Genomic DNA, 25,740 nt, shown 5'->3' with positions numbered 1-25,740 from the left:
AGATTCCCTTCTTAGCCTTTCCGAGAGGAGCAGAACGTGGCGCCACGCGAAGCACGAAAAGACAGCGCACATCCCGCCGACGGCGTGTATTTCGGCCTGATGTCGGGCACCAGCATGGACGGCGTGGACGGCATCGCCGTGCGCTTCGAGCAGGGCCAGCGGCCGGTCGTGCTGGCCGAGGCATTCGTCGGTTTCGCGCAGGGGCTGCGCGAGGCGCTCTTTTCGCTGCAGCAGCCGGGCGAAAACGAGATCGAGCGCGCCGCGCTTGCGGGCAACGCGCTCGCGGCCCGTTACGCGGTCTGCTGTCACGAACTGCTGCGCGCGGGCAACGTGAACGCCGGCGAGGTGCGTGCGATCGGCGCGCACGGCCAGACCATCCGGCATCGGCCCGAAAAAGGCTTCACGGTGCAGATCCAGAATCCGGCGCTGCTCGCCGAACTCGCGCATATCGACGTGATCGCCGACTTCCGCAGCCGCGACGTCGCCTCGGGCGGCCAGGGCGCGCCGCTCGTGCCCGCATTCCACGCGACGCTGTTCGGCTCGCAGGAAGAAACGCGCGTCGTCTGCAATCTGGGCGGCATCAGCAACATCACGATTCTGGACGCCACGGGCTCGGTGCGCGGCTTCGACTGCGGCCCGGCCAATGCGCTGCTCGACCTCTGGTCGGAGCGCCATCTGGGCAAGCCTTACGACGAGAACGGCCAGTTCGCCGCCAGCGGCACCTTGCAGCAGCCTTTGCTGAACGCCCTGCTCGACGAGGCGTTTTTCGAGCAGCAGCCGCCCAAGAGCACCGGACGCGATCTGTTCAATGCGCAGTGGCTCGACGCCAAGCTGAAGGATTTCGGCACGCTCGCGCCCGCCGACGTGCAGGCGACGCTCGTCGCGCTGACGGCCGTGAGCGTCGCGCGCGAGATCGAGCGTCATGCGGGCGATTGCCGCGCCGTGTACGTGTGCGGCGGCGGGGCGCGCAATCCGGTGCTGATGGACGCGCTGCAGAAGGCGCTGGAGACGGGCGGCGTGGCCGGCGTGCCGGTCATGACGACCGAAGCGCTCGGCGTGCCGCCGCAGCAGGTGGAGCCGCTCGCGTTCGCGTGGCTGGCGATGCGCTGCGTGGCGCGCGAGCCGGGCAATCTGCCGGCGGTCACGGGCGCGGCGGGCGAGCGCGTGCTGGGGGCGATTTATCCACGTTGAAGACCGCGGCGCGAGATCGGCGATGTAAACGAGAAAACGGGGCATGACGCCCCGTTTTTTACGACTGCTGCGCTTCGTTCAGACCGAGAACGACGAGCCGCAACCACAGGTGGTCGAGGCGTTCGGGTTCTTGATGACGAATTGCGCGCCGTTCAGATCGTCCTTGTAGTCGATCTCGGCGCCGACGAGGTACTGATAGCTCATCGAGTCGATCAGCAACTGGACGCCGTTCTTGTTCATCACGGTGTCGTCTTCGTTGACGGTCTCGTCGAACGTGAATCCGTACTGGAAGCCCGAGCAGCCGCCGCCTTGCACGAACACGCGCAGCTTCAGCTCCGGGTTGCCTTCCTCGTCGATCAGTTGCTTGACCTTGTCAGCCGCTGCGTCGGTAAAAACGAAGGGACCGGGCATTTCAGTCACGGGGGTCTCGGTGACAGCGTTCATTCGAACTCTCCAAAAAAGCTTCTAGCCGCTATTGTAGGGCTGTTCCTGAGATCGTGCTTAAGCCCAGGAAATCAAGGGTTTCTCGCCACATTCTTGACTCATATCTCGAATAGGGGCGTGTCCCGTAAACGAAAAAACCGCCAGGCGCATTCCTGCGCGAGGCGGTTTTTGCAGTAACGTGCGCCTCCGCGAGGAGCGCACGCCAAAGCGCGATTAACGCTTCGAGAACTGCTTGCGGCGACGTGCCTTGTGGAAACCGACCTTCTTACGTTCCACTTCACGTGCGTCACGCGTCACGAAGCCAGCTTGCGACAGTGCCGGCTTGAGCGTTGCGTCGTAGTCCATCAGCGCGCGCGTGATGCCGTGGCGAACTGCGCCGGCCTGGCCGGTTTCGCCGCCGCCGTTCACGTTCACCTTGATGTCGAACGTCGCGCCGTGGTTCGTGAGTTCCAGCGGTTGACGCACGATCATCAGCGACGTTTCGCGCGAGAAGTAGTCGGCGATGGGCTTACCGTTGACGATGATGTCGCCCTTGCCCGACTTGATGAAGACACGAGCGACTGCGCTCTTGCGGCGGCCCGTACCGTAATTCCAGTTACCGATCATGTGGGCTCCCCTTAGATCTCGAGCGCCTTCGGCTGTTGTGCCGAGTGCGGATGCGTTGCGTCTGCGTAGACCTTGAGCTTCTTGATCATCGCGTAGCCCAGGGGGCCCTTCGGCAGCATGCCCTTAACTGCCTTCTCGAGCGCGCGGCCCGGGAAGCGTTCTTGCATCTTGCCAAACGTCGTTTCGTAGATACCGCCCGGGTAACCCGAGTGACGGTAGTACTTCTTGTCCGTGGTCTTGTTGCCCGTGACCTTCAGCTTGCCGGCGTTGATGATGACGATGAAATCGCCAGTGTCGACGTGCGGGGTGAACTCAGGCTTGTGTTTGCCGCGAAGACGGCGCGCCACTTCGCTGGCGACACGGCCGAGAACCTTATCCGTCGCGTCAATCACGTACCATTCGCGCTGCACTTCATGTGCCTTGGCGGAAAAAGTCTTCATGATCGATCCAAAAAATAACTTGTGCCCTGATTCGGTCCTGCTTGTGTAGTGGCACTCGTTGGCGCCGGCGCAGGCTCTCCCTGGTCGGGCTTCCCTTTGTTTTCATCGGGTTACCCGTTTCTCCCGCGGGCATGAATGCGGGAAACCTTGGATTATAAAGGGAAATTTGAGCAGCGGTCAAAATTTGTGCGGACTTTCTGCTGGCGAGGCGCCAGGCGCACAGGATCGGGCACAAAAACGCGGACGAAAAAAAGCCCAAGCGTGTTGGCTCGGGCTTAATCCACCTTTTGGAGGAGGGTGGAGGAGACATGCTGAGGTGTCGTGAAGCACGACAACCAATGAGACGAATTATACGGATCGGCCTTGTGCGACGCAAGGAAATTTATATTGTGAAAGACGAAACCATAATGTGAAATTTTGATTTCGCGCGGCGCTTGCGATTTTTCCCATAACAATCAATGAACTAAGAAATTGCGTCAGCGCGCACGTGCAGGACAACTAGAGCGATCTCCCTAATTGCGTCAGGGAAATCCCTCTTGATCGTGGGATGTGGCGCCGCAACATGCAAGCGACGGGCATAAGCCGCACGCGCCATGTCCCCCCGGACATACCTGTAAGACGCGGGCTACAATGCCGGCTGAATCGAGAATATTGAGCTGAGGCAAGCGCATGGAATGCAAAGTTAGCTGGATGGGTCAGGACGGCATGGCCTTCGCCGCCGAAACGGGCAGCGGTCACCTCGTCAACATGGATGGCGCACCGGAAGGCGGCGGCCACAACCTCGCGCCGCGTCCGATGGAAATGGTGCTGCTCGGCACGGGCGGCTGCACGGCCTACGACGTGGTGCTGATCCTGAAGAAGAGCCGTCAGGAAGTGAGCGGCTGCAGCGTGACGCTCAAGGCCGACCGCGCGAGCGAAGACCCCAAGGTGTTCACGAAGATCCACTTCCACTTCACCGTGACGGGCAAGAACCTGAACCCGGCGACCGTGGAACGCGCGATCAATCTGTCGCACGACAAGTACTGCTCGGCGTCGATCATGATCGGCAAAACCGCCGAGATCACGCACTCGTTCGAGATCGTCGCAGCGTAAGACACGCGCACACCGGCGATTCCGGCGGCAGCAAATGAAAAAAGCCGGCGCGGTTCTCAATGAACCGCGCCGGCTTTTTGTCGATATGAGGCGGCAAAGCAGGCCGATAAGCCGGATTCTGTGCACACGCCGCGTCCGAGGACGCGCCGCGCGTGGCAGCCATTCCTCTAGGCGCGCCATTGCTGACGCGCTCAAGCTTCCTACCCGCAGACGAAATGGGGGCCCCATCCTGCATCCCGAAGATGCGCGCCTGCCTACTTGGAATTGCTCCGGGTGGAGGTTACCGTGCCGTCTACGTCACCGCAGACGCGGTGCGCTCTTACCGCACCGTTTCACCCTTACCTGATCCCGACCGAAATCGGGCCATCGGCGGTCTGTTCTCTGTTGCCCTGTTCCGCGTGTCGCCACGGATGGCCGTTAGCCATCACCCTGCCCTGTGGAGTCCGGACTTTCCTCGCCCCCTTGGCCGAAACCTCGGGGCCGCGACTGCCTGGCCTGCTTTGCGGGCGCGATCTTAGCACGGTCACGCGGACTGTGCCCGCCGCGCCTGAACTATGCGCCGACTACGCAGCGACCAGGCAGGCGCGATTCAGCGCGCGCGTCGGCCCGAACGGAACACCGTGGCGTCGTCGTAGAATGTGCCGTTTTTGTTGGGCGTCCACCAGCCGGGAATGCCGAGCACCGGCAGCGGCGCGAAGCTGCGTCCGCTCAACTGCTCGCTCGCGGCGAGTTCGGCGCTGACAGTGGCGTCGAGATACGCGTTGCGTTCGGCGCGCGGCCACGTGAAATAGGCCTGCGGCACCGCGACGATCCACGCATGCGCCGTGCACGCGGCATAGGGCGCGATGAGCTTTTCGAGCAGCGCGTGGCCGAACACGCGCACTTCGCAGCGCGCCGCGCCGTCCAGCGTTTCGCCGATCGCCGATTCCCAGTGCGTGCGCGCCGTCACGAACAGCGTGCGCCAGTCGAAGCCGCGCAGCGCCTGCGTGAGCGCCGGATCGGCGCACGCGAACAGCACGGCGTTTTCGTCGAATAAAGTGAGCGCGTCGCGCACGTCGCCGCGCCTCGGACCCACGCCCAGCACATCGATCGCCGCCGCCTGACGCGCGTTGAGCGCCGCCTTGATGCGCGGAAACGCGAACCAGTGCAGCGCGTTGAAGAAGTCGTGGAGGTTGTGGCGCGTGGGCACGCCGCCTGTCGCGGCGATGTGCCCTTCGTAGGACGCGCCCTCGGGCAGATCGTCCTGAGCGATGAAGCCGAGCGCCTCGCCGCGCCCGGTGCGATGACCGGCCGCGCGCGCATCGGCGTTCAGTTCATCCAGATAGCGCGCATAGCTCGCGAGCGCCGCCTGCTGCCAGCGCCGCCCGCGCGCCGCGTGCTGGGCGAACCACGGCCGCGCCCAGTCGATGTCCGCGAAACTGCCTTCGGGCAGGCTGCGGCGCTTGAGCGAAGCCGCAGATGCCGCAGGCTCGGCGCGCGCCGCACTCGATGCGTGCGCATCGAGCGCCTGCGGCACCGCGCCGGACACCGCGCCTTGCGTCATGCCGGACGTCTCGCCGGACATCAAACTCAAACCAGCTTCCAGCCGATCGTCTCGCCGCCGCGCAGCGGCACGACGGGCACGTCGCCGGCCAGCACTTCGGCGGGCAGCGTCCACTCTTCGCGGCGCAGCGTGACCTTCTCGGCGCTGCGCGGCAGGCCGTAGAAGTCCGCACCGAAGAAGCTCGCGAAGCCTTCGAGCTTGTCGAGCGCGCCCGCGTTGTCGAACGCTTCGGCGTAGAGCTCGAGCGCGTGCAGCGCCGTGTAGCAACCCGCGCAGCCGCAGGCGTGTTCCTTCAGGCCCTTCGCGTGCGGCGCGCTGTCGGTGCCGAGGAAGAAGCGCGCGTCGCCCGACGTGGCCGCCTCGACCAGCGCCACGCGATGCGTCTCGCGCTTGAGGACCGGCAGACAGTAATAGTGCGGACGGATGCCGCCCTGGAAAATCGCGTTGCGGTTGTAGAGCAGATGGTGCGCCGTGATCGTCGCGCCGAGCAGGCCGGGCGCGGCGTTATCGGCGCGGATGTAATCGACGGCGTCCTTCGTCGTGATGTGCTCGAACACCACCTTCAAGCCCGGGAAGTCGCGGCGCAGCGGCGTCATCACGCGGTCGATGAAGACCTTCTCGCGATCGAACAGGTCGATGTCGGCGCTCGTCACCTCACCGTGCACGAGCAGCGGCATGCCCACTTCCTGCATCGCTTCGAGCGTCTTCGCGCACTTGCGGATGTCGGTCACGCCCGCGTCCGAATTTGTGGTCGCGCCCGCCGGATACAGCTTCACGCCATGCACGAAACCGCTCGCCTTCGCGCGGCGAATTTCCTCGGGCGGCGTGTTGTCGGTCAGGTACAGCGTCATCAGCGGCTCGAACTTCAGGCCCGCGGGCAGCGCCGCGAGGATGCGGTCGCGATACGCGGAAGCCAGCTCGGTCGTCGTGACCGGCGGCTTGAGGTTCGGCATGATGATCGCGCGGCCGAACTGGCGCGCCGTGTGCGGCAGGACCGCCGCCAGCATCGCGCCGTCGCGCACGTGAAGGTGCCAGTCGTCGGGGCGGGAAAGCGTGAGGGTCGTGGGGGAAGATGCGTTCATGGCGTGATGTGAGGCGCGGCTAGGGATCGATCGGAGCGCCGGCGGCGGCGTTCCGTACATTCCATGCATATCGCGGGCGGCGCGCGGCGCGTCTGATCACCTGCCAGCACGTCCGACGACGGAAGGCGTCGCGTGCGCACGACAACGCGCGACCTGACACGACTCGCCGATGCCCGCGCGGCGGCCTTGTGAGCCCGGGCGGAAAGCATCCGACAAATTTCGTATTGGCGCGCGGCGGGCCGGTGATATGCTTGGAAAATCATCATTGTACCGGGTCACGCGCCCAGCTTCGCCCGCAGCACGACACCAGCACCATGTGCCAACTTCTCGGAATGAACTGCGCCGCGCCGACGGACGTCACGTTCTCCTTCACAGGATTCGCGGCGCGCGGCGGCGCCACTGACCACCACGCCGACGGCTGGGGGATCGCGTTCTTCGAGGACAAGGCCTGCCGCCTCTTCATCGACAATCAGGCGTCGGCGCGCTCGCCCATCGCCGAGATGGTGAAGAACTACCCCATCAAGTCGCGCAACACCATCGCGCATATCCGCAAGGCCACCCAGGGCAGTTGCGCGCTGGAGAACAGCCATCCGTTCCAGCGCGAACTGTGGGGCCGCCACTGGATCTTCGCGCACAACGGCGACCTGCAGGACTTCAATCCGGTGATGTCGGGCGTCTATCAGCCGGTGGGCACCACCGACAGCGAACGCGCGTTCTGCCTGCTGCTGCAAGGGCTGCGCAAGGCGTTTCCGACTTCGCAGCCGCCGCTCGAAGAACTGTTCGCCACGCTCGAAACGCTCACGCGCGAGATCACGCAGTTCGGCGTCTTCAATTTCCTGATGTCGAACGGTCAGGCGCTGTTCGCGCACTGCTCCACGCATCTCTACTATCTGGTGCGGCGCTGGCCGTTCTCCACGGCGCATCTCGTCGATGCCGACGTGTCGATCGACTTCGCGAAGTACACGACGCCCGAGGACCGCGTGGCCGTGATCGCTACCGCTCCGCTCACCGACAACGAAGTCTGGACGCGTTTCGCGCCCGGCGACCTGCTGATGTTCCAGCACGGCGAAGTCGTCGCGCAGACCAGCGTGCCGGTGCCGCAGAAGGTGCTCGACAAGCTCAAGAATCCGTCGCTCGATGCGTCGGCGAGCGCGTCGCGCGTGTCGCCGTGCGCGCAGCAGCCCGGCGCCGTCGATCCGGAAGCCGTGGCGGCGTTGCAGAGCTGGGGCGAATAAGGCCTTTTTATCCGCGCAACTTCGCGCAACGTCACGCCGCACCACGCCACATCACACACGCAAAAAAGCCGCGCAAGCCCGAAGGGCCGCGCGGCTTTTTTGTTGGCCGCCGTACTGCGGCCAACCAGAACGCGCGCCGGAAAAACCGGCGCGAATTCACCCCGTCAGTGCAGGATCTTCGCCAGAAAATCCTTCGCGCGATCCGACTTCGGATTGGCGAAGAAGTCTTCCTTGCGGTCGTCCTCGACGATGGCGCCCTTGTCCATGAAGATCACGCGGTGCGCGACCTTCTTCGCAAAGCCCATTTCGTGCGTCACGCACATCATGGTCATGCCTTCCTGGGCGAGTTCGACCATCACGTCGAGCACTTCGTTGATCATCTCGGGGTCGAGCGCCGAGGTGGGTTCGTCGAACAGCATCGCGATGGGATCCATCGAGAGCGCCCGCGCGATCGCCACGCGCTGCTGCTGGCCGCCCGAAAGCTGACCCGGGAATTTGTCTGCATGCGCGCGCAGACCCACGCGATCGAGCAGCTTGAGGCCCTTCTCGCTGGCTTCGTCCTTGCTGCGGCCGAGCACCTTCACCTGCGCGAGCGTGAGGTTTTCGGTGATCGACAGATGCGGGAACAGCTCGAAATGCTGGAACACCATGCCCACTTTCGAGCGCAGCTTCGAGAGATTGGTGCGCTTGTCGCCCACCGACTCGCCGTTCACGAGGATCTCGCCCTGCTGGAACGGCTCGAGACCGTTAACGGTCTTGATCAGCGTGGACTTGCCCGAACCCGACGGGCCGCACACGACCACGACTTCGCCCTTCTTCACTTCCGTCGTGCAGTCGGTCAGCACCTGGAACTGGCCGTACCACTTCGAAACGTTCTTAATTGAAATCATCTTGCGACCTTTTTCTGAAGACCTTTCACAAGGCTCGACGCGATCACGCAGATCACGAAATAGCATGCGCCCGCGAACAGTACCATCTCGACCATCGTCCCGTCACGGTCGCCCACGTTGGCGGCCGTGCGGAAGAAGTCGGCGAGACTGATCACGTAGACGAGCGAGGTGTCCTGAAAGAGCACGATGGCCTGCGTGAGCAGCAGCGGCACCATCGCGCGAAACGCCTGCGGCAGCACCACGAAGCGCATGGCCTGGCCGTAACGCATGCCGAGTGCGAACGACGCGTTCACCTGCCCGCGCGGCACCGCCTGAATGCCCGCGCGAATGATTTCCGAATAATACGCGGCCTCGAACAGCGAGAACGCGATCATGGCGGACGCGAGGCGAATGTCGATGTCGGGCGAGAGGCCCAGCAAATTCTGCAGGACCTGCGGCACGATCAGGAAGAACCACAGCAGAACCATCACGAGCGGAATCGAGCGGAACACCGTGACGTAGCCCTTCGAGAACCACTCGAGCGGCTTGACGCCCGAAAGCCGCATGAGCGCGAGCAGGGTGCCCCACAGCACGCCCACGACGATCGCGCAGAGCGTGATCTTGAACGTGACGATGGCGCCGGTCCACAACGTAGGCAGTGCGCCCGGAATACCGCTCCAGTCGAAATGATGCATCACTTGCCTCCGATATAGCCGGGCAGCCGGGTTTTCGCTTCGACCCAGCGCATCAGCATCATGACGATCAGGTTGATCAGCACGTAGGCGAGCGTGACCGCGATGAACGACTCATAGGTCTGCGCCGTGTAGTCGACGAGCTGACGCGCCTGCGCCGAAAGATCGAGCAGACCGATGGTCGACGCGACCGCCGAGTTCTTGAAGATGTTGAGAAACTCGGACGTGAGCGGCGGCACGATGATGCGGTACGCGACCGGCAGCAGCACGTAGCGGTAGGTCTGCCATTGCGTGAGGCCCATCGCGAGACCGGCGGCGCGCTGGCCGCGCGGCAGCGCGTTGATGCCCGAGCGCACCTGCTCGCACACGCGCGCGGCCGTGAAGAGGCCCAGACAGATCACCGACGCCGAGAAGAACTGCACGCCCGGCGGCAGTTGCTTGAAGGCGTTGCCGATTGAAGGCGGCAGGATTTCCGGCAACACGAAGTACCAGATGAAGAACTGCGCGATCAGCGGAATATTGCGGAAGATCGCCACGTAGACCGTGCCGAGACCCGCGAGGAATGTGTTCGGCACCGTGCGCAGCACGCCGAAGATCGAACCGACGACGAGCGCGATCACCCACGCGCACAGCGACACCGACACCGTCACCCAGAGACCCGAAATGAGCCAGCCGAGGTAGGTCGTGGGTTCGCCCGTCGAGACCGGGCTGAGCAGAATGGCCCAGTTCCAGTGATAGGACATGAAGAGACTCCAACAAAAAGAACGGAAGAAGCGCCGCTTCTTCCGTTCCGTTCTAAACGCTGATCAATGCCGCGACCGGACTTAGTCGATGGCCTTGTCGTTGGGGCTCTTGAAGAGCGCCTTCATGTCTTCGCTTTCCGGGAAGTTCAGGTTGAGGCCCTTCGGCGGAATCGGCGACTCGAACCACTTCTTGTAGATCGCGTCGGCGTCGCCCGAGGTCTCGACCTTGGCGATCGCGTCGTCGGCGACCTTCTTGAACTCGGGGTCGTTCTTGCGCAGCATGCAGCCGTACGCTTCACGCGATTGCGGCGTGCCGACGATCACGAAATCGCCCGGATTGTTCGACTTCGCGCGTTCGCCCGCGAGCAGCGCGTCGTCCATCATGAACGCGACGGCACGGCCCGTGGAGAGCGTCAGGAACGACTCGCCGTGGTCCTTCGCGCTGATGATGTTCATGCCCAGGTTCTTGTCCTGGTTCATCTTGCGCAGCAGACGCTCCGAGGTCGTGCCCGCCGTCGTCACGACGGTCTTGCCCTTGAGGTCGGCGAAATCCTTGATGCCCGAATCCTTCTTGGTCATCAGACGCGTGCCGATCACGAAAATCGTGTTCGTGAACGCAGCTTGCTGCTGGCGTTCCGCGTTGTTCGTGGTCGAGCCGCATTCGATGTCGACCGTGCCGTTCTGCACGAGCGGAATGCGGTTCTGCGACGTGATCGGAACCATCTTGACCTTGAGGTTCGGCATATTCAGCTTCTGCTTCACGGCTTCGACGATTTTCATCGCGAAGTCCTGCGAGTAGCCGATCACGTTCTGCTTGTCGTCATAGTAGGAAAACGGGATCGACGATTCGCGGTGGCCCAGCGAAATGACGCCGGTGTCCTTGATTTTTTTCAGCGTCCCCGAGTCCTGCGCCTGAGCACTCGCGGCGACCAGTCCGAGAGTGGCGAGAACGAGCGCGGCCTTTTTGATTTTCATCTGTGATCTCCTTTGCAAGAATCGCGGCCAGTGTAGCAAAGTAATTATTTTGAAAGTATATGGATGGACCCTGGCGTTGTAAGCGCGCACGCGCGCGCGTGTAAGGCTTGCCGCACACACGGAAGCCACATTGCCGGCCTGCCTGGAACGCCCAAAAGAAAAGCCCAAAGAAAAGGCGGACGGCCCCTTGTGGAGACCGTCCGCCTTGACGCGCGGCCTGGGTAGGCCGCACGTATTTTGTACCGATGCCGCGCGCATGCCGCCCGGAAATCGGGCGCCGCGCGGCAAACGTAAACATTCGTCAATCAGGGATACAGGCCGCGCATTTCGCGCGCCATGAGGATGCGCTTGCACGCAACGATGAACGCCGCGGTACGCATCGACACGCCCTGCTCGCTCGACACCTGCCAGACCGCCGTGAACGCTTCGCGCATCACGCGTTCGAGGCGCTCGTTGATCTCGCCTTCGGTCCAGAAGAAGCTCGAGAAGTCCTGCACCCATTCGAAGTACGAGACCGTCACGCCGCCCGCGTTCGCCACCACGTCCGGAATCACCAGCACGCCCTTGTCGTGCAGGATGTCGTCGGCGGCCGTCGTGGTCGGGCCGTTCGCGCCTTCCACGATGATCTTCGTGCGGATCTTGCCGGCGTTGTGCTCGGTGATCTGGTTTTCCAGCGCTGCCGGAATCAGGATGTCGGTTTCGATGGTCCAGAATTCGTCGTTGCCGAGCATGTCGGCGCCGGCGAAGCCCGCCACGCCGCCCGTCTTCGCGACGTGGTCGAGCAGCGCGGCTGCATCGAGACCCGTCGACTTGTAGATCGAGCCGGTGTGATCCTGCACGGCGACGACCTTCGAGCCGGCTTCCTGGAACAGGCGGGCAGCGATGCCGCCCACGTTGCCGAAGCCCTGCACGGCGATGCGTGCGCCTTCGATCGACAGACCCTTGCGGCGCGCGGCTTCGCAGCCGACCACGAACACGCCGCGGCCCGTCGCTTCCTTGCGGCCCAGCGAGCCGCCGAGCGAGATGGGCTTGCCGGTCACGACGCCCGTGGCCGTCTGGCCCTGGTTCATCGAGTACGTGTCCATCATCCACGCCATGATCTGCTCGTTCGTGTTGACGTCCGGCGCGGGAATGTCGGTGTTCGGTCCGATGATGATGCCGATTTCGCTGGTGTAGCGGCGCGTCAGGCGCTCGAGCTCACCACGCGAGAGCGTGCGCGGATCGACGCGGATACCGCCCTTCGCGCCGCCGTACGGCACGTTCACGGCCGCGTTCTTCACCGACATCCATGCCGACAGCGCCATCACTTCGGACAACGTAACGTCCTGGTGATAACGCACGCCGCCCTTGCCGGGACCGCGCGAAACGTTGTGCTGGACGCGATAGCCTTCGAAGTGCGCCACGGTGCCGTTGTCGAGTTCGATCGGGCAATCGACGATCAGAATACGCTTCGGACGCTTGAGCGTCTCGAGCCAGCGCGACAGCGAACCGAGATACGGCGCGACGCGGTCGACCTGACGAAGATAGTTGCCCCACGGACCGAGTGCGTCCGCGTGAAGATACGAAGGAACCGACGAAGACACTGCAGACTGCTGTTGGGAAGACATGAACGCTCCAGCGATCGAAGAAGTGGTGCCATTGTCAGAAAAGGCCCACATCTATGCCAATGCCGTTTGGTCATCGCGTCATGCTTTTCTTGCATAACGTCATGAAAGTCGAAAAAACTTGTCGCTGGATCCGCTATTTACGGGCGTTTTACGACTGCGCAGGCGCGGCGGCGCGCATTGTTGCTGCGCGCGAAAAAGACCTTCTACGCGAATGCGCACGAACGCGCGCGGCTACTGCGCATCAGTCGGTACCGCGTTTGCATCGAGCGATTTTCGTGACGGTTATGCGCCGTTGCGCGCGAGTTCATCGCTGACCGCGTCCCAGACCGCGCGCACGAGCGCTTCGCGCGCGTCGTTGCCTTGCGCGGCGAGCTTGTCGCGATAGAGGCGGATTTCCATATCGAGCGTAAACTGGCCTTCGGGCGCGCCGCGCGTGCCGCGGTCGAGGCGGATCAGCTTGCCTTGCGCGACGGCGTCTTCCACCGCGCTGTGCGGCAGAAACGCAATGCCGTGGCCCGCCAGCGCCATCGCCTTGAGCCCTTCGGCCATATCGGTTTCGTAGACGCGGTCCAGATAGAGGCGCGCGGGCGCGTTCGCCACGATCACTTCGGTCATCCGTCCGAGATAGGCGTTCGGCGTGTAGGAGAGATACGGCGCGGGCGCGTCCGGCGTGCCCGGCAGCGTGTAGCGTGCACGTCCGGCGCGCTGCGGCGCCGAATACGGGCTGATCGATTCGATGCCGAGCGTGAGCGTGTCGTAGCGCGCGGGATCGAGCGTGACCGGATGGCTCGGATGGTGATAGCCCATCACGAGATCGCAGCCGCCTTCCACGAGCGAGAGCACAGCGTCGTGCACGTTGAGCGCGCGCAGCCGCGTGTGGATGCGCCCGAGCTTGGCCTCGACGCGTTGCAGCCAGCGCGGGAAATACGTGAGCGACAGCGTGTGCGGCACCGCGAATTCGATGGTCTCCGCGGGCGTGGCCGTATGCCCGCGCAGCAGCGTGCGCGCTTCGTGGAACTGCGAAAGCATCGCGAGCGCCTGCTCGTAGAACACCTGCCCCGCCGGCGTGAGACGCGTCGGATAAACCGAACGGTCGATCAGTTCGGTGCCGAGCCACGCCTCCAGCGCCTGGATGCGGCGCGAGAACGCCGGCTGCGTCACGTGCCGCAGTTCGGCCGAGCGGCTGAAACTATGCGTTTCCGCCAGCGAAACGAAGTCTTCGAGCCATTTGAGTTCCATGCGGGACCGGCGAGCAAATGAGAAGTCCGCATTCTAGGCCCGCGCGCGGGCGCTGTCAGCGCAGCGCGGCCTCCAGTTCCGCCACCACGCCGCGCCAGTCGCCGAGCGTGGTCTGCCGGAACAGCCGCGCGGACGGAGACCAGACCGAATCGGCGCGGCCCATGCCCCAGCGCCAGTCGGGCTGCGCGGCGAGCAGCACCCACACCGGCTTGCCGAGCGCGCCGGCCAGATGCGCCACCGAGGTATCGACGGTGATCACCAGATCGAGCGCCTCGATCAGCGCGGCCGTGGCGGCGAAATCGGGCAGATCGTCGCCGACCGCGTGCAGCGGCCAGCGGCCCGCCACGTCGGGCAGTTGCCGCACGCCCTCGCCCTTCTGGATCGCGAACCAGGCGTGGCCGCCGAGCGCGGCGAGCGGCAGCAGCGCCTTCAGCGGCAGCGAGCGGAAGGCGTCGAAATGATGACGCGGATTGCCCGCCCAGACGAGCCCGATGCGCCGCCGCACACCGCCCGAGCGGGCCGCCACGCGCATGCGCCACATCTCGACGAGGGCCGGATCGGCGTGCATATAGGAAGTCGGCGCGTAAATCGGCCGGCCGGGAAATTTGAGCGGCAAGCTCATCACGTCGCAGCAGAAGTCGTAGTCGCGCGCCATATCGGCGTCGCCGGGCGCGGCGTCGAGCACGCGCGCGACGCCCGGCACCGTCGCCACCAGCGGCGCCAGTTCGGGCGCGACCCACGCATCGACCTGCGCGCCCTGTGCGGCGAGCCACTGCGCGTAACGCACGAACTGGATCTGATCGCCCACGCCCTGCTCGCGCGCAATCAGAAAACGCTTGCCCGCAAGCGGCTCGCCCTGCCATTCGGGCGGCGGCAGCTTGCGATAGTTCGGCTTGCCGAATGCGGTGGTCTTGCGGTTCTCGAACAGCGGCCAGCCTTGTGCGTATTCCTGGCGGCGCAGCAGCAGCATGCCGAGCTGAAAGCGCGACTCCGGCAGATCCGGATTCAATTCCAGCGCGCGCCGATAGTGCGTTTCGGCTTCGTCATAGCGCGCAAGCGCCGTGTAGGCAAACGCGAGATTGTTGACGACGCCCGCCGCGTCGGGCCGCAGTGCCGCGGCGCGTTGATAGAGCGCGATCGCCTCGTCATAGCGATGCATCGCGTCGTAGGCGTAGCCGAGTTCGAAGAGCGCGTGTGCGTTGTCCGGCTCGCGCGCGACGATCGCCTCGAAGCAGGCCGCCGCCTCGGCATGTTCGCCCGCCGCGCGCAGCAGCTTGCCCAGATGCGCGAGCGTCGCCGTATCGTGCGGCGCGAGCGCGCGCGACGCGCGAAATTGCGCGATGGCGGCGTCCGCGCGTCCCGCCTTTTCGAGCGCGCGCCCCAGATTGAAGGCGAAATGCGCCGATTGCGGATCGATCTCGCGGGCGCGCGCGTAATGGTGCTCGGCACCCGCGAGGTCGCCCAGCGCCATGAACGCGTTGGCGAGATTGTTGTGCGCGTTGGCGAAATCGGGCGACCACGCGAGCGCCTTGCGCTGGAACATCGCTGCGCGCGCTTGATCGTTCTGCCGCGCGGCCACCACGCCGCGATTGCTCAAGCACTCGGCATCGGCGGGCGTATGCGCCAGCGCGCGATCCATGAGTTCGGCGGCGCGGGCAAGCTCGCCGCGGCTCATCGCCAGTACGCCGAGATAGTGCAGCGCACGCGCGCAGCGGGGATCGCGAGCGAGGGCGCGCTCGTACAGCGTCTGCGCGGCGTCGAGCCGCCCGGCGCGGTGTTCGGCGAGCGCGGCATCGACGAGTGCAGTTGCGTCGTCGAGCGGAGGAAAAAGGGAATCGCGGTTCATGCGGATCGGAAAACGAGAAGCGGCCAACGCCGCCGACCTCATCACCGTATGCCGCCGCCCTCCCTATGTCTGTCAGACAGTTCCGAAACTCTGACGCAGCGCGCCTCACGCGACCAGGCGGCCCCGCCTGCAAGCCGCCCCGAATCCCCGACCGGACGCTGTCAGCGTGGTGATAAAATACCCGGCTCCCCCCGGTTCCTTTCTGATCGTAACGCCACACGTTACGTCCCCATCATGTCCGACACTCGTCCCGATACCCTCTTCGCGCTCAACGCGCTCTCCCCGCTCGACGGCCGCTACGCCTCGAAAACCGAAGCCCTGCGCGACTGGCTCTCGGAAGCCGCCTTCATGCGCAATCGCGTGACCGTGGAAATCCACTGGCTGATCGCGCTGTCGCAAGCCGGTTTCGCGGAAGTGCCGCGCTTCTCGGAAGCGTCGGAGCAGTTCCTGCTCAAGCTCGCCGAGAACTTCACGGCGCACGACGCCGCGCGCATCAAGGACATCGAGCGCGTGACGAACCACGACGTGAAGGCGGTCGAGTACTGGCTCAAGGAATCGGTGAAGGGTCAGCCGGAACTGGAGCGCGCCAGCGAGTTCATCCACTTCGCCTGCACCTCGGAAGACATCAACAACACGTCGCACGGCCTGATGCTCGCCGGCGCGCGTGAGCACGTGATCCTGCCGGCGCTGCGCTCGGTGCATCAGCGCCTCGTGGCGCTCGCGCACGCACAGGCCGACCAGCCGATGCTCTCGCGCACGCACGGTCAGCCCGCCAGCCCGACGACGCTCGGCAAGGAAGTCGCCAACGTCGCCGCCCGTCTCGCGCGCGCAATCACGCGCATCGAGAAGGTCGAACTGCTCGGCAAGATGAACGGCGCGGTCGGCAACTTCAACGCGCACCTCTCGGCGTATCCGGAATTCGACTGGGAAGCGTTCTCGAAGAACGTCGTCGAACAGCGCCTGAAACTCACGTTCAACCCGTACACGATCCAGATCGAGCCGCACGACTACATGGCCGAACTGTTCGACGCCGTCGCGCGCGCGAACACGATCCTGCTCGACCTCGACCGCGACGTGTGGGGCTACATCTCGCTCGGCTACTTCAAGCAGAAGCTGAAGGCCGGCGAAATCGGTTCGTCGACGATGCCGCACAAGGTCAATCCGATCGACTTCGAAAACTCGGAAGGCAACCTCGGTCTCGCGAACGCCACGCTGCGTCACCTCGCCGACAAGCTGCCCGTGTCGCGCTGGCAGCGCGACCTGACCGACTCGACGGTGCTGCGCAATATCGGCGTCGCGTTCGGTTACTCGCTGCTCGCCTATGACGCGCTGATCCGCGGCATCGACAAGCTCGAAGTGAACCCGCAGCGCCTGAACGACGACCTCGACGCCACGTGGGAAGTGCTGGCCGAGCCGGTGCAGACCGTGATGCGCCGCTACGGCATCGAAAACCCGTACGAGCAGTTGAAGGAACTCACGCGCGGCAAGGGCATCACGCGCGAAGCGCTGCAAACCTTCGTTTCGGGTCTCGCGATTCCCGAAGACGCGAAGCAGCGTCTGCTGGACATGACGCCCGCGTCGTACATCGGCAAGGCTGCCGAACTCGCGAAGCGCATTTCGTAAATCCGTTTCGTAAGTCTGTTTTGGCAAGCGCCCTGGCGGCGGTGCCAAACAAAAAGCCCCGGTGCGAAACCGGGGCTTTTTTATTTGCAGCCGTTCAAAACCGCCGTGCGGATCAACCCACGCGGCGCGTTTCGAGCTGCTTGAGCACGTCGTCGACGATCTGCTCGGGCGTGAGCTCGATACTCACCTCGATCGCTTCGTCGGCGCCCGGCACTTCGAGCGTGTCGAGCTGGCTTTGCAGCAGCGACGGATCGAAGAAGTGGCCGGTGCGCGTGGCGAGGCGCTCGTGCAGCACTTCGTACGAGCCCTTCAGATACACGAACACGACGTCGTGATCGCCGCCGCGCAGGATGTCGCGGTACGAACGCTTGAGCGACGAGCACGTGAACACGGCCGTCTCGTGCGCGCGCTGCTTTTCCTCGATGGCGGCGCGAATCGTGCGCAGCCACGGCCAGCGGTCGTCGTCGGTGAGCGGAATGCCGTCGTGCATCTTCTTCTTGTTGGCTTCGCTGTGGAAAGCGTCGCCGTCGGTGAAGGCACACTTGAGGCGCTCGGCCAGCATCTCGCCGATACGCGTCTTGCCGGCGCCCGACACGCCCATTGCAATCAGAATCATCTACTGCTCCTCAGTCGGCGGCCGCCCGGCGTGAATGCCGCGCGCCGCCTCATGCAAATTTACCTGTTACACCACTGCCGAGAGCGCGAACGTCAGTCCGAGGCCCAGCAGCGAAATGATGGTCTCCAGCAGCGACCAGGTCTTGAACGTCTGACCCACGGTCATGCCGAAATATTCCTTGATCAGCCAGAATCCGCCGTCGTTGACGTGCGAGAAGATCAGCGAGCCCGAACCCGTGGCGAGCACGAGCAGTTCCGGCTGAACCGTGACGCCGGCCGCCGAGGCGATCGGCGCGACGATGCCGCAGGCGGTGGTCATCGCGACCGTGGCCGAGCCCGTCGCGAGACGGATCAGCGCGGCGACCAGCCAGCCGAGCAAAAGCGGTGACAGATGCGCCGTCTGTGCGAGTTCGACGATCTGCTTCGAGACGCCGCTGTCCATCAGCACGCGGCCGAAACCGCCGCCCGCCCCCACGATCAGCGTGATGCCGGCGATCGGCGCGAGGCAGTCGCCGCAGAACTTCTGGATCTGCTCGCGATTGAAGCCGCGTTGCGCGCCGAAGGTCCAGAAGCTTACCAGCACGGCGATCAGCAGCGCGACATCCGAGGTGCCGATGAAGTGCAACAGATTGTTCGGCAGCGTCTTCGGCGCGAACACGAGGTCCGCCCACGAGCCGACCAGCATCAGGATCACCGGCAGCAGAATCGTGAAGAGCGTGATGCCGAAGCTCGGCAACTCGCTGTCGGGCTTCGGATCGGCCTTGCTCACGAACTGCGCGGAGAGCGGATTGTTCTCCGGCAGCTTGATGAAGCGGTGGATGAACAGCGCGAACAGCGGTCCGGCGACGATCGCCGTCGGAATACCGACGATCAGACCATACGCGATGGTCCGGCCGATGTCGGCGTGATACGCCTGCACGGCGAGCAGCGCGGCCGGGTGCGGCGGAATCAGGCCATGCACGACCGAGAGACCCGCGACCATCGGCAGACCGATCAGCAGCAGCGACTTGCCGGTGCGCTTGGCGACGTTGAACGCGATCGGAATCAGCAGCACGAAACCGACTTCGAAGAACACGGGCAGGCCGACGATCACGGCCACGCACATCATCGCCCAGTGGATGTTCTTCTCGCCGAACCAGCGTATCAGCGTGGTGGCGATACGTTCGGCGCCGCCCGATTCGGCCATCATCTTGCCGAGCATCGTGCCGAGGCCCACCACGATCGCGATGTGGCCGAGCGTGTTGCCGTTGCCGGTTTCGAACGATTTGACGATCTGATCCATCGGCATGCCGACGGCGAGGCCGAGCAGCAGCGAAACGATGATCAGGACCAGAAACGGATACACCTTGAAACGCGTGATCAGCAGGATCAGCGCGGCAATCGCGACGAGCGCGTAAATCAGCAGCGAACTGCCGTGGGCCACTCCCATGAGGCTCCTCTCCAGGTAGTTGTTCGGTATCCCCGCGCCGCCGCGCCTGCGGCATCTTGAAAAACGCGCACGTGGAAAACGCAGGGGGTCGGCCGTCGCCGGGCCGGGATTGTAGAGGTTATAACGACTTTCCGGGTTGTCTGCTCGAAAGACGAGCGAGCCGCGCAAGGCGCACGCCCTCTCGGGCGCAGCCTGCGCGGCTCGTGAAAACACGCGACGGAAACGGGCGGGAAAGCACGTCGGCACCGCCGGGCTGAACGGCCGGTCCAGGCGGTGCGGGCGGTCCGGAAATCGCCCGCCCGGCGACGGCGATCAGCACCTTATTTAGCGTGCCGAAGCGCCGACTCGTGCGGCGCGCGCTTGCGCCCGTTGTCCGTCGATCGTGAATCAAACTTCAGTTAGTTGCCTTTCCTCGTCGATCGAGCGGACGCCTTAGCGCACCGGACGCGAAAGCTCGCTCGCCGCGCGCGCGAGACGCGTGACTTCGGCCCAGTCCTGCGCCGCGAGCGCGGCCTTCGGCGTGAGCCACGAGCCGCCCACGCACACCACGTTGGGCAGCGCGAGGAAATTCGGCGCGGTTTCGGCGCTGATGCCGCCGGTCGGGCAAAACTTCAGCGTCGGGAACGGGCCGTGGAATGCCTGCAGCATGTTCAGGCCGCCCGCGGGAACGGCCGGGAAGAACTTGACGATCTCGTAGCCGAGTTCCATCGCGACGATGATGTCCGTCGGCGTCATGACGCCCGGCAGCAGCGGCAGACCGGCGTCGAGCGACGCCTGATGGATTTCACGCGTGAGGCCCGGCGAGACGCCGAACGTCGCGCCCGCCTTCTTCGCCAGCGCGCAATGCTCGGGCTTCGTGATCGTGCCGACGCCGACGGCGATATCCGGCGCGATCTGCGCCGCGCGCTCGATCGCTTCGAGACCGGCCTTGGTGCGCAGCGTGATTTCCAGCACCTTCACGCCGCCCGCGTGCAGCGCGCGCGAAACGTGCTCGCCCTGTTCGGGCGTTTCGAAGGCCAGCACCGGAATCACCGGGCCAAGGCGGACAATGTCGGCCACCGTGCTTTGTGCCATGTTCAGGCTCCTTGATGATGAATTCTGTTCGTTGCGTTGCCGCGTCGCGGTGACGTCGGCCGCTCAGGCGCTCAGTTGTTCAGGCGCTCGCGGTCTGCGGCGCGTGCTGCGTGGCCGACGCACTGGCCGGCACTTCGCCGACGAGCGGGCCGAACACCGTCGCGCCCAGCTCGGCCGGCGCCGCGGCGGCGCGAAACACGCCGAACAGCTCGCGGCCGAAGCCCACTTCATTGCTTTCCTGATGCGCCGGTTGCGCGACCGGGCGCGCGTCCCATTCGGCCTGATCGACTTCGATGTCGAGCACGCCGCGTTCCGCATCGATCACGATCGTATCGCCGTCGCGCACCTTGCCGATCGGGCCGTGCAGCAGCGTTTCCGGCGACACGTGGATCACCGCGGGCACCTTGCCCGACGCGCCCGACATCCGCCCGTCGGTCACGAGCGCGACATGGAAGCCCTTGTCCTGCAGCACGCCGAGCAGCGGCGTGAGGCGGTGCAGCTCCGGCATGCCGTTGGCGCGCGCGCCCTGGAAGCGCACGACCGCCACGAAATCGCGCTCCAGCTCGCCGCGATCGAACGCTTCCTGCACCGCTTCCTGCGAGTCGAACACGATTGCGGGCGCGCTCAGCTTGCGATGCTGCGGCGCAACCGCCGAGACCTTGATGACACCGCGACCGAGCTTGCCCTGCATCAGTCGCAGACCGCCGTCCGGCTGGAACGGCGTGGCGAGCGGACGCAACACGGCGTCGTCGGCGCTCTTTTCCACGGCCGGCACCCACGTGAGCTTGCCGTCGAGCAGCTTCGGCTCCTCGGTGTAGTGACGCAGCCCTTCGCCCGCCACCGTCTTCACGTCTTCGTGCAGCAGGCCGCCGTCGAGCAGTTCGCGCACGAGGAAAGCGATGCCGCCCGCCGCGTGGAAGTGGTTCACGTCGGCCTTGCCGTTCGGATAGACGCGCGCGAGCAGCGGCACGGCCGCCGACAGTTCGTCGAAATCGTTCCAGTCGATCAGGATGCCCGCCGCACGCGCCATCGCCACGAGGTGCAGCGTGTGGTTGGTCGAGCCGCCCGTCGCCATCAGCGCGACGATGCCGTTGATCACGGACTTTTCGTCGACCACGTGGCCGATCGGCGTGTAGTTGCCGCGCTCGACCGTCAGTTCGAGCACGCGGCGCGCGGCAGCGGCGGTGAGTTCGTCGCGCAGCGGCGTATGCGGATGGATGAAGGCCGAGCCCGGCAGATGCAGGCCCATCACTTCCATCAGCATCTGGTTGCTGTTGGCCGTGCCGTAGAACGTGCAGGTGCCGTGGCCGTGATACGCGGCGGCTTCGGATTCGAGCAGCGCGTCGCGGTCGCACTGGCCGGTCGCGAACTTCTGGCGGACCTTGGCCTTGTCGTCGTTCGAGATGCCGCTCGTCATCGGGCCAGCGGGCACGAAGATCGTCGGCAGATGGCCGAACTGCAGCGCGCCGATCAGCAAGCCCGGCACGATCTTGTCGCACACGCCGAGGCACAGCGCCGCGTCGAACATGTTGTGCGTGAGCGCGACCGCCGTGCTCATCGCGATCACTTCACGCGAGAACAGCGACAGCTCCATGCCGGCATTGCCCTGCGTGACGCCGTCGCACATCGCCGGCACGCCGCCCGCGAATTGCGCGACGCCGCCGCCTTCGCGGGCCGCCTTCTTGATGATGTCGGGAAAGTCTTTGTACGGCGCATGGGCCGAGAGCATCTCGTTGTAGGACGAGACGATGCCGATGTTCGGTTCGCGGATCGCCTTGATGGCAATCTTGTCGCGCCCTTCGAGACCGGCGAAACCGTGAGCGAGATTCGCGCACGAGAGCGCACCGCGTGCCGGGAAACGGTCCTGCGCCGCCGTGATGCGCGCGAGATAGGCCTCGCGCGTCGGCTTGCTGCGCTCGATCACGCGTTGCGTGACCTTCATCAACTGCGAATGCGGGGAAACCATCGAATCTCCTTCCTTGTTATCTCGCTCAGGCGCTCGGGGACACATCACGCGGTCCAAACAGCGATGGCGCGATGTTAGTAGAAAAACTACACGGTCGCAATCCCGGTTTTGCCCTGGGATCGAATGGTGCAAGCGCTGCAAAAACCTCTATTTAGCTTGATTTCATTCGATCCGGCACAACCCCCAATTGCACCATCGGTCAGGATTCTGTAGTTTTTGTACATGACCCATGATCCGCTATAGTCCACGGATCTTTCAGCATAGTGCGAGTTTCCCAATGCTGCTGTCCCAGGTGAAGGCCATCCGCGAGCAATTGCGTCCATCGGAGCGCAAGCTCGCCGATTACATCGTCGACGCGCCCCGCGAGCTGCTCGATCTTTCGATGACCGAAGTTGCCCAGCGCGCCGGCGTGAGCCAGCCGACGATCGCGCGTTTTTGTCACGCGCTCGGCTTCTCGGGGTTCCGCGAGTTCAAGATCCGGCTCGCGCAGGCCGTGGCTGGCGATCTGCCGAGCGCCCTGCCGGCCGTTTACCGTGATGTGAGTCCCGACGAGCCGGTGCCAGGCGTCGCGGCGAAGGTGCTCGAACGCACGATCGGCGCGCTGCTCCAGGTGCGCAACAACCTCTCCACCGACGCACTCGGCGCCGCGATCGATCTGCTCGCGAAAGCGGCGCGCATCGAGTTCTACGGCGCGGGCGGTTCGGGCATCGCGGCGCAGGACATGCAGCACAAGTTCTTCCGCCTCGGCATGCCGAGCGTCGCTTACTCGGACCCGCACACGTTCCTGATGTCGGCGGCCTTGCTCGGTCCCGGCGACGTGGTCGTGGCCATTTCGAATACGGGACGCACGCGCGACGTGGTGGACGCCGCCCGCACCGCGCTCGATCGCGGCGCGAAGGTCATCGCGATCACGCACGGCACCTCGCCGCTTGCCCGCCTCGCGAGTGTGGGCTTGCACGCAAACGTGGACGAAGACACCGATGTTTTTTCGCCGATGACCTCGCGCACTTCGCACCTCGCGATCGGCGACATCCTGGCGGTGGGCGTTGCGCTCCAGCGCGGCCCGGAGCTCGCGGAAAAGCTCGCCGGCGCGAAAGACATCATCGATCGTCGCAGACTCGACGCCAACGGTTGAACGCTCGACGCCCCGCGCTGCAGCGGCGAACATCGAGCAAAAAAAAGCGGACTCCCAAGGGAGTCCGCTTTGCCTTATAGCCGGGCATGCTGAGCGGTGCGCTGCCGCACGCCCCGGCCGAATCCGGCGCGATCAGAAGCGGGCTGGCTGCCCCGCCTCCGCGCTCGCCGTCAGGCGCTTACCACTGGTAGGACATACCGCCGCCCCACGTGGTGTCGCCGCCCGCGCTGTAACCCGCGCCCATCTTGACCTTGACGTTCTGCGTAATGCGCGCCGACACGCCGAGCGCCGTGGCCTGGTAGCCCTTGTAGTTGGCGGTACCGATGCCCACCGCAATGGTCTTGCCCTGGTCGACGTCCGGAATCATCGTCAGCGCCGTGGCCGCCGCGATACCGCCGTAGGCGTTGCGCTGCATCTCCGTCATGCCCGACTGGAACTGGCGCATGTTCACAGCGTCCGTGCCCGCTACGCCATCGGCGACGTTCGTGATGCGGCGCTCGTTGCCCGCCGAACCGACGGACACCGTGTTCGCCTGATCCGCCACCGAATTCGCACCCAGCGCGACCGAGTTCTCTCCCGTGGCCGACGCCTTGTCGCCGATCGCCGTCGAGCTCGCGCCCGATGCGTTCGCACCGCCGCCCATGGCAATCGAGTTGCTGCCCGACGCCGAAGCCGGACCGCTCGTCGAATTGACCGCAACATACGGCGAACTCGTATCGCCGATGTTCTGGACTGCCTGGGTCAGTGCCGCGACGTTCTCGTTCGTGGCATACAACTGGCCACCCGTGACCGCGTCGGTGCTCGAGGCCGACGAGATGTCGCCGTCGGCGAGATTCGTCAGCTTCACGGCCGCAGAGGCGTCGGTGCCGCCGAGCGTGACCTTGTCGTGCGCGGCGCTGTCGTACTGCACCGCATTTTCCACCTTGCCGACAACGGTAGTTTCCAGCGTCGTCACGCGGGCATCGATGTTGGTCAGAGCTCCGCCGACGTTGTTGTAGGTATTGCCGCCAATGTTGTAGGTCGGCGCCGTGACCTTGCCTTCGCCGTCGACCGTCGAGCCGCCGCCCAACCCGTCGGCCACACTCGATGCGAGCGTGTAGAGCTGTGCACCGTTCACTGCGTCGGAGCTATTGGCTGCAACCGTATTCGCCTGAGTCGAGACCGAGCCCGTACCGAGCGCGACCGAATCGTTCGCCTTCGCGTACGACTGGGTGCCCAACGCCATGCTGCCGTTACCGTCGGATTGCGTGTTCGATCCCATGGCGATACTGCCCAGCCCGACCACGCGCGCCGCGTCGGTCGGAGCGGCCGAACCGGCCGCATTGGCGATGCCCTTGATCTGCGTGTACCACGCAGCCGTCTTGAACGACGTGTTCAGATCACCTGTGTCGATGCCCGAGGAGGCCAGCGAAGCGCCAAGCAACGGCGCGCTATTCATGGCCAACATCTGAACACCACCGCTGCCGCTGGCCACCGGCGCAGCGCCGACGACCGGCGCCACCTGCCCGAGGTTCACCGCAAAGGCGCCTTGCATGCCGTCCGCCTGGCTACCCACGGCCACACCCGGCAGCAGCCCCAGGCCGCTGTCCGCATACGAACCCGTGCCGTAAGCGACCGCCGCGTTGTCGAGCGAGGCGACGGAGTCGGTGCCGACGGCAACAACGCGCGCGGCGGAATTGTCGGCGACGGTGTCTGCGTGCGCGGACGTGGCCAGCGCCGCGCCGCCCATCACGCCAATGACATTGAGAACGCCGACGATCCCGCTCGCGCCTGCAATCACAGCCTTCGAGGAACGCTTGCCGCGCGCCGCCGCGTCCTCTTGCACCGCGACCCACGTCCCCGTGGTCTCGTTCCAGATTGATCTGTATGTCTTGTTCATTTCGTGCCCTGATTCGTGACGGAATAGCTAGCGGAATACTCCTTGCACGCAAACAGCAGAGATCACGACCAGATTCACGAAGTAATCTGGCGACGCTGCTTTCCATGCAAAGAAAGCACTGACTTGAAATGTCAGCGGTTCTCGTCGAATTCGCCGAGCCTTGAAACCCGAATCACATGCATCGATCACGGGAACGCCTTGGCTGGCGATGACACTGGCGACTGTATTAAGCAGTCACTAAGCAGAACATACGAAAATTCTTAAACACCGAGTAGCAAAGATTTTGGCAAAAAATAACCTGCTGAATATTTACTTATTCACCGCAAAAGGCATCCCCGAGAATTTTCTTATTAATCGGATAACAGCCGAAAGAAAATATCGCTCCGCAATCGCCAACTCCCAGTTTCAGCACTGA

22 protein-coding genes and 1 other RNA gene are annotated in these 25,740 nt (G+C 64.6%); 5 read left to right on the top strand and 18 right to left on the bottom strand.

Translation table 11 applies throughout. From position 1 onward, the window contains the following. Positions 1-36: 36 nt before the first annotated feature. On the top strand, positions 37-1,191 hold the full coding sequence (locus tag SB764_RS18275; RefSeq protein ID WP_183712716.1) for an anhydro-N-acetylmuramic acid kinase: 1,155 nt from the start codon (positions 37-39) through the stop codon (positions 1,189-1,191). A gap of 78 nt (positions 1,192-1,269) precedes the next feature. Here the strand turns inward: SB764_RS18275 and erpA are convergent, their stop codons facing one another. From erpA to rplM, 3 genes are all read right to left on the bottom strand, one after another. Then, entirely contained in the window at positions 1,270-1,635 is a 366-nt protein-coding gene (gene erpA / locus SB764_RS18270; protein WP_065065128.1) for an iron-sulfur cluster insertion protein ErpA, read from the bottom strand. A 213-nt stretch (positions 1,636-1,848) separates the two neighbouring features. Continuing rightward, positions 1,849-2,241, bottom strand: a complete 393-nt coding sequence (rpsI, locus tag SB764_RS18265; protein ID WP_065065129.1) for a 30S ribosomal protein S9 — start codon at positions 2,239-2,241, stop codon at positions 1,849-1,851. A gap of 11 nt (positions 2,242-2,252) precedes the next feature. Further along, the gene (gene rplM / locus SB764_RS18260; RefSeq protein ID WP_065065130.1) at positions 2,253-2,681 is read right to left on the bottom strand and encodes a 50S ribosomal protein L13; all 429 of its coding nucleotides are present in this window, start codon (positions 2,679-2,681) and stop codon (positions 2,253-2,255) included. 669 nt (positions 2,682-3,350) lie between these two features. On the opposite strand from rplM, the gene SB764_RS18255 reads away from it, so the two are divergent. Then, complete coding sequence (locus SB764_RS18255) at positions 3,351-3,773, top strand: OsmC family protein (RefSeq protein ID WP_065065131.1); 423 nt, start codon at positions 3,351-3,353, stop codon at positions 3,771-3,773. Between the two features lie 91 nt (positions 3,774-3,864). Here the strand turns inward: SB764_RS18255 and rnpB are convergent. The 3 genes from rnpB to pyrC form a co-directional block, all read right to left on the bottom strand. Further along, positions 3,865-4,275, bottom strand: an RNA gene (gene rnpB / locus SB764_RS18250) — RNase P RNA component class A. 87 nt (positions 4,276-4,362) lie between these two features. Then, positions 4,363-5,337 carry a DUF3025 domain-containing protein gene (locus tag SB764_RS18245; RefSeq protein ID WP_410864369.1) on the bottom strand — a complete coding sequence of 325 codons (975 nt, stop codon included), beginning with the start codon at positions 5,335-5,337 and terminating at the stop codon, positions 4,363-4,365. Between the two features lie 5 nt (positions 5,338-5,342). Further along, positions 5,343-6,398: a dihydroorotase gene (gene pyrC, locus SB764_RS18240; protein ID WP_065065132.1), complete on the bottom strand. Its 1,056-nt coding sequence runs from the start codon at positions 6,396-6,398 to the stop codon at positions 5,343-5,345. A gap of 314 nt (positions 6,399-6,712) precedes the next feature. Between pyrC and SB764_RS18235 the strand changes: the two genes are divergently transcribed. Further along, complete coding sequence (locus tag SB764_RS18235; RefSeq protein ID WP_082992260.1) at positions 6,713-7,633, top strand: class II glutamine amidotransferase; 921 nt, start codon at positions 6,713-6,715, stop codon at positions 7,631-7,633. A 164-nt stretch (positions 7,634-7,797) separates the two neighbouring features. Here the strand turns inward: SB764_RS18235 and SB764_RS18230 are convergent, their stop codons facing one another. The 7 genes from SB764_RS18230 to SB764_RS18200 form a co-directional block, all read right to left on the bottom strand. Then, positions 7,798-8,523 (bottom strand): amino acid ABC transporter ATP-binding protein, encoded by a 726-nt coding sequence (locus tag SB764_RS18230; protein ID WP_065065134.1) that lies wholly within the window; start codon positions 8,521-8,523, stop codon positions 7,798-7,800. Further along, positions 8,520-9,197, bottom strand: coding sequence for a glutamate/aspartate ABC transporter permease GltK (gene gltK / locus SB764_RS18225; protein ID WP_065065135.1), 678 nt, complete (start codon positions 9,195-9,197; stop codon positions 8,520-8,522). The genes SB764_RS18230 and gltK overlap by 4 nt, the downstream gene beginning before the upstream one ends. Beyond that, positions 9,197-9,937 carry an amino acid ABC transporter permease gene (locus SB764_RS18220; RefSeq protein ID WP_065065136.1) on the bottom strand — a complete coding sequence of 247 codons (741 nt, stop codon included), beginning with the start codon at positions 9,935-9,937 and terminating at the stop codon, positions 9,197-9,199. Before SB764_RS18220 ends, gltK begins: the two co-directional genes overlap by 1 nt. Positions 9,938-10,018: 81 nt before the next feature. Beyond that, positions 10,019-10,912, bottom strand: a complete 894-nt coding sequence (locus tag SB764_RS18215; protein WP_065065137.1) for a glutamate/aspartate ABC transporter substrate-binding protein — start codon at positions 10,910-10,912, stop codon at positions 10,019-10,021. Between the two features lie 305 nt (positions 10,913-11,217). Further along, on the bottom strand, positions 11,218-12,519 hold the full coding sequence (locus SB764_RS18210; protein WP_065065138.1) for a Glu/Leu/Phe/Val family dehydrogenase: 1,302 nt from the start codon (positions 12,517-12,519) through the stop codon (positions 11,218-11,220). Between the two features lie 282 nt (positions 12,520-12,801). Next, positions 12,802-13,758 carry a LysR family transcriptional regulator gene (locus tag SB764_RS18205; RefSeq protein WP_065065139.1) on the bottom strand — a complete coding sequence of 319 codons (957 nt, stop codon included), beginning with the start codon at positions 13,756-13,758 and terminating at the stop codon, positions 12,802-12,804. Positions 13,759-13,813: 55 nt separating this feature from the next. Further along, positions 13,814-15,604: a tetratricopeptide repeat protein gene (locus SB764_RS18200; protein WP_410864258.1), complete on the bottom strand. Its 1,791-nt coding sequence runs from the start codon at positions 15,602-15,604 to the stop codon at positions 13,814-13,816. A gap of 234 nt (positions 15,605-15,838) precedes the next feature. Between SB764_RS18200 and purB the strand changes: the two genes are divergently transcribed. Continuing rightward, positions 15,839-17,227, top strand: coding sequence for an adenylosuccinate lyase (gene purB, locus SB764_RS18195; protein WP_321890815.1), 1,389 nt, complete (start codon positions 15,839-15,841; stop codon positions 17,225-17,227). 112 nt (positions 17,228-17,339) lie between these two features. On the opposite strand, the gene SB764_RS18190 is transcribed toward purB, so the two are convergent. The 4 genes from SB764_RS18190 to edd form a co-directional block, all read right to left on the bottom strand. After that, positions 17,340-17,843, bottom strand: coding sequence for a gluconokinase (locus tag SB764_RS18190; protein WP_065065142.1), 504 nt, complete (start codon positions 17,841-17,843; stop codon positions 17,340-17,342). A 66-nt stretch (positions 17,844-17,909) separates the two neighbouring features. After that, entirely contained in the window at positions 17,910-19,271 is a 1,362-nt protein-coding gene (locus SB764_RS18185; RefSeq protein WP_065065143.1) for a GntP family permease, read from the bottom strand. A gap of 432 nt (positions 19,272-19,703) precedes the next feature. After that, complete coding sequence (gene eda, locus SB764_RS18180; RefSeq protein ID WP_065065144.1) at positions 19,704-20,345, bottom strand: bifunctional 4-hydroxy-2-oxoglutarate aldolase/2-dehydro-3-deoxy-phosphogluconate aldolase; 642 nt, start codon at positions 20,343-20,345, stop codon at positions 19,704-19,706. 79 nt (positions 20,346-20,424) lie between these two features. Continuing rightward, positions 20,425-22,311 carry a phosphogluconate dehydratase gene (edd, locus tag SB764_RS18175; RefSeq protein ID WP_065065145.1) on the bottom strand — a complete coding sequence of 629 codons (1,887 nt, stop codon included), beginning with the start codon at positions 22,309-22,311 and terminating at the stop codon, positions 20,425-20,427. Positions 22,312-22,588: 277 nt separating this feature from the next. Here edd and SB764_RS18170 point away from each other — a divergent pair, with 277 nt between their 5' ends. Next, positions 22,589-23,446, top strand: a complete 858-nt coding sequence (locus tag SB764_RS18170; protein WP_065065146.1) for a MurR/RpiR family transcriptional regulator — start codon at positions 22,589-22,591, stop codon at positions 23,444-23,446. A 178-nt stretch (positions 23,447-23,624) separates the two neighbouring features. Here SB764_RS18170 and SB764_RS18165 read toward each other — a convergent pair whose 3' ends face one another. Next, positions 23,625-25,325, bottom strand: a complete 1,701-nt coding sequence (locus tag SB764_RS18165; RefSeq protein ID WP_410864255.1) for a YadA-like family protein — start codon at positions 25,323-25,325, stop codon at positions 23,625-23,627. Positions 25,326-25,740 lie beyond the last annotated feature (415 nt).

Source organism: Paraburkholderia sp. SIMBA_027 (genome assembly GCF_046535315.1).
Taxonomy (GTDB): Bacteria; Pseudomonadota; Gammaproteobacteria; order Burkholderiales; family Burkholderiaceae; genus Paraburkholderia; species Paraburkholderia tropica.
Note: the sequence above shows the minus strand (reverse complement) of the source record. Positions and strands in the feature narration are given on the sequence as shown.

Coding starts and splice junctions, on each gene's coding strand:
- erpA (WP_065065128.1), bottom strand. CDS start 1,635: ATGAACGCTGTCACCGAGACCCCCGTGACTGAAATGCCCGGTCCCTTC.
- rpsI (WP_065065129.1), bottom strand. CDS start 2,241: ATGATCGGTAACTGGAATTACGGTACGGGCCGCCGCAAGAGCGCAGTC.
- rplM (WP_065065130.1), bottom strand. CDS start 2,681: ATGAAGACTTTTTCCGCCAAGGCACATGAAGTGCAGCGCGAATGGTAC.
- SB764_RS18255 (WP_065065131.1), top strand. CDS start 3,351: ATGGAATGCAAAGTTAGCTGGATGGGTCAGGACGGCATGGCCTTCGCC.
- SB764_RS18245 (WP_410864369.1), bottom strand. CDS start 5,337: ATGTCCGGCGAGACGTCCGGCATGACGCAAGGCGCGGTGTCCGGCGCG.
- pyrC (WP_065065132.1), bottom strand. CDS start 6,398: ATGAACGCATCTTCCCCCACGACCCTCACGCTTTCCCGCCCCGACGAC.
- SB764_RS18235 (WP_082992260.1), top strand. CDS start 6,713: ATGTGCCAACTTCTCGGAATGAACTGCGCCGCGCCGACGGACGTCACG.
- SB764_RS18230 (WP_065065134.1), bottom strand. CDS start 8,523: ATGATTTCAATTAAGAACGTTTCGAAGTGGTACGGCCAGTTCCAGGTG.
- gltK (WP_065065135.1), bottom strand. CDS start 9,197: ATGCATCATTTCGACTGGAGCGGTATTCCGGGCGCACTGCCTACGTTG.
- SB764_RS18220 (WP_065065136.1), bottom strand. CDS start 9,937: ATGTCCTATCACTGGAACTGGGCCATTCTGCTCAGCCCGGTCTCGACG.
- SB764_RS18215 (WP_065065137.1), bottom strand. CDS start 10,912: ATGAAAATCAAAAAGGCCGCGCTCGTTCTCGCCACTCTCGGACTGGTC.
- SB764_RS18210 (WP_065065138.1), bottom strand. CDS start 12,519: ATGTCTTCCCAACAGCAGTCTGCAGTGTCTTCGTCGGTTCCTTCGTAT.
- SB764_RS18205 (WP_065065139.1), bottom strand. CDS start 13,758: ATGGAACTCAAATGGCTCGAAGACTTCGTTTCGCTGGCGGAAACGCAT.
- SB764_RS18200 (WP_410864258.1), bottom strand. CDS start 15,604: ATGAACCGCGATTCCCTTTTTCCTCCGCTCGACGACGCAACTGCACTC.
- purB (WP_321890815.1), top strand. CDS start 15,839: ATGTCCGACACTCGTCCCGATACCCTCTTCGCGCTCAACGCGCTCTCC.
- SB764_RS18190 (WP_065065142.1), bottom strand. CDS start 17,843: ATGATTCTGATTGCAATGGGCGTGTCGGGCGCCGGCAAGACGCGTATC.
- SB764_RS18185 (WP_065065143.1), bottom strand. CDS start 19,271: ATGGGAGTGGCCCACGGCAGTTCGCTGCTGATTTACGCGCTCGTCGCG.
- eda (WP_065065144.1), bottom strand. CDS start 20,345: ATGGCACAAAGCACGGTGGCCGACATTGTCCGCCTTGGCCCGGTGATT.
- edd (WP_065065145.1), bottom strand. CDS start 22,311: ATGGTTTCCCCGCATTCGCAGTTGATGAAGGTCACGCAACGCGTGATC.
- SB764_RS18170 (WP_065065146.1), top strand. CDS start 22,589: ATGCTGCTGTCCCAGGTGAAGGCCATCCGCGAGCAATTGCGTCCATCG.
- SB764_RS18165 (WP_410864255.1), bottom strand. CDS start 25,325: ATGAACAAGACATACAGATCAATCTGGAACGAGACCACGGGGACGTGG.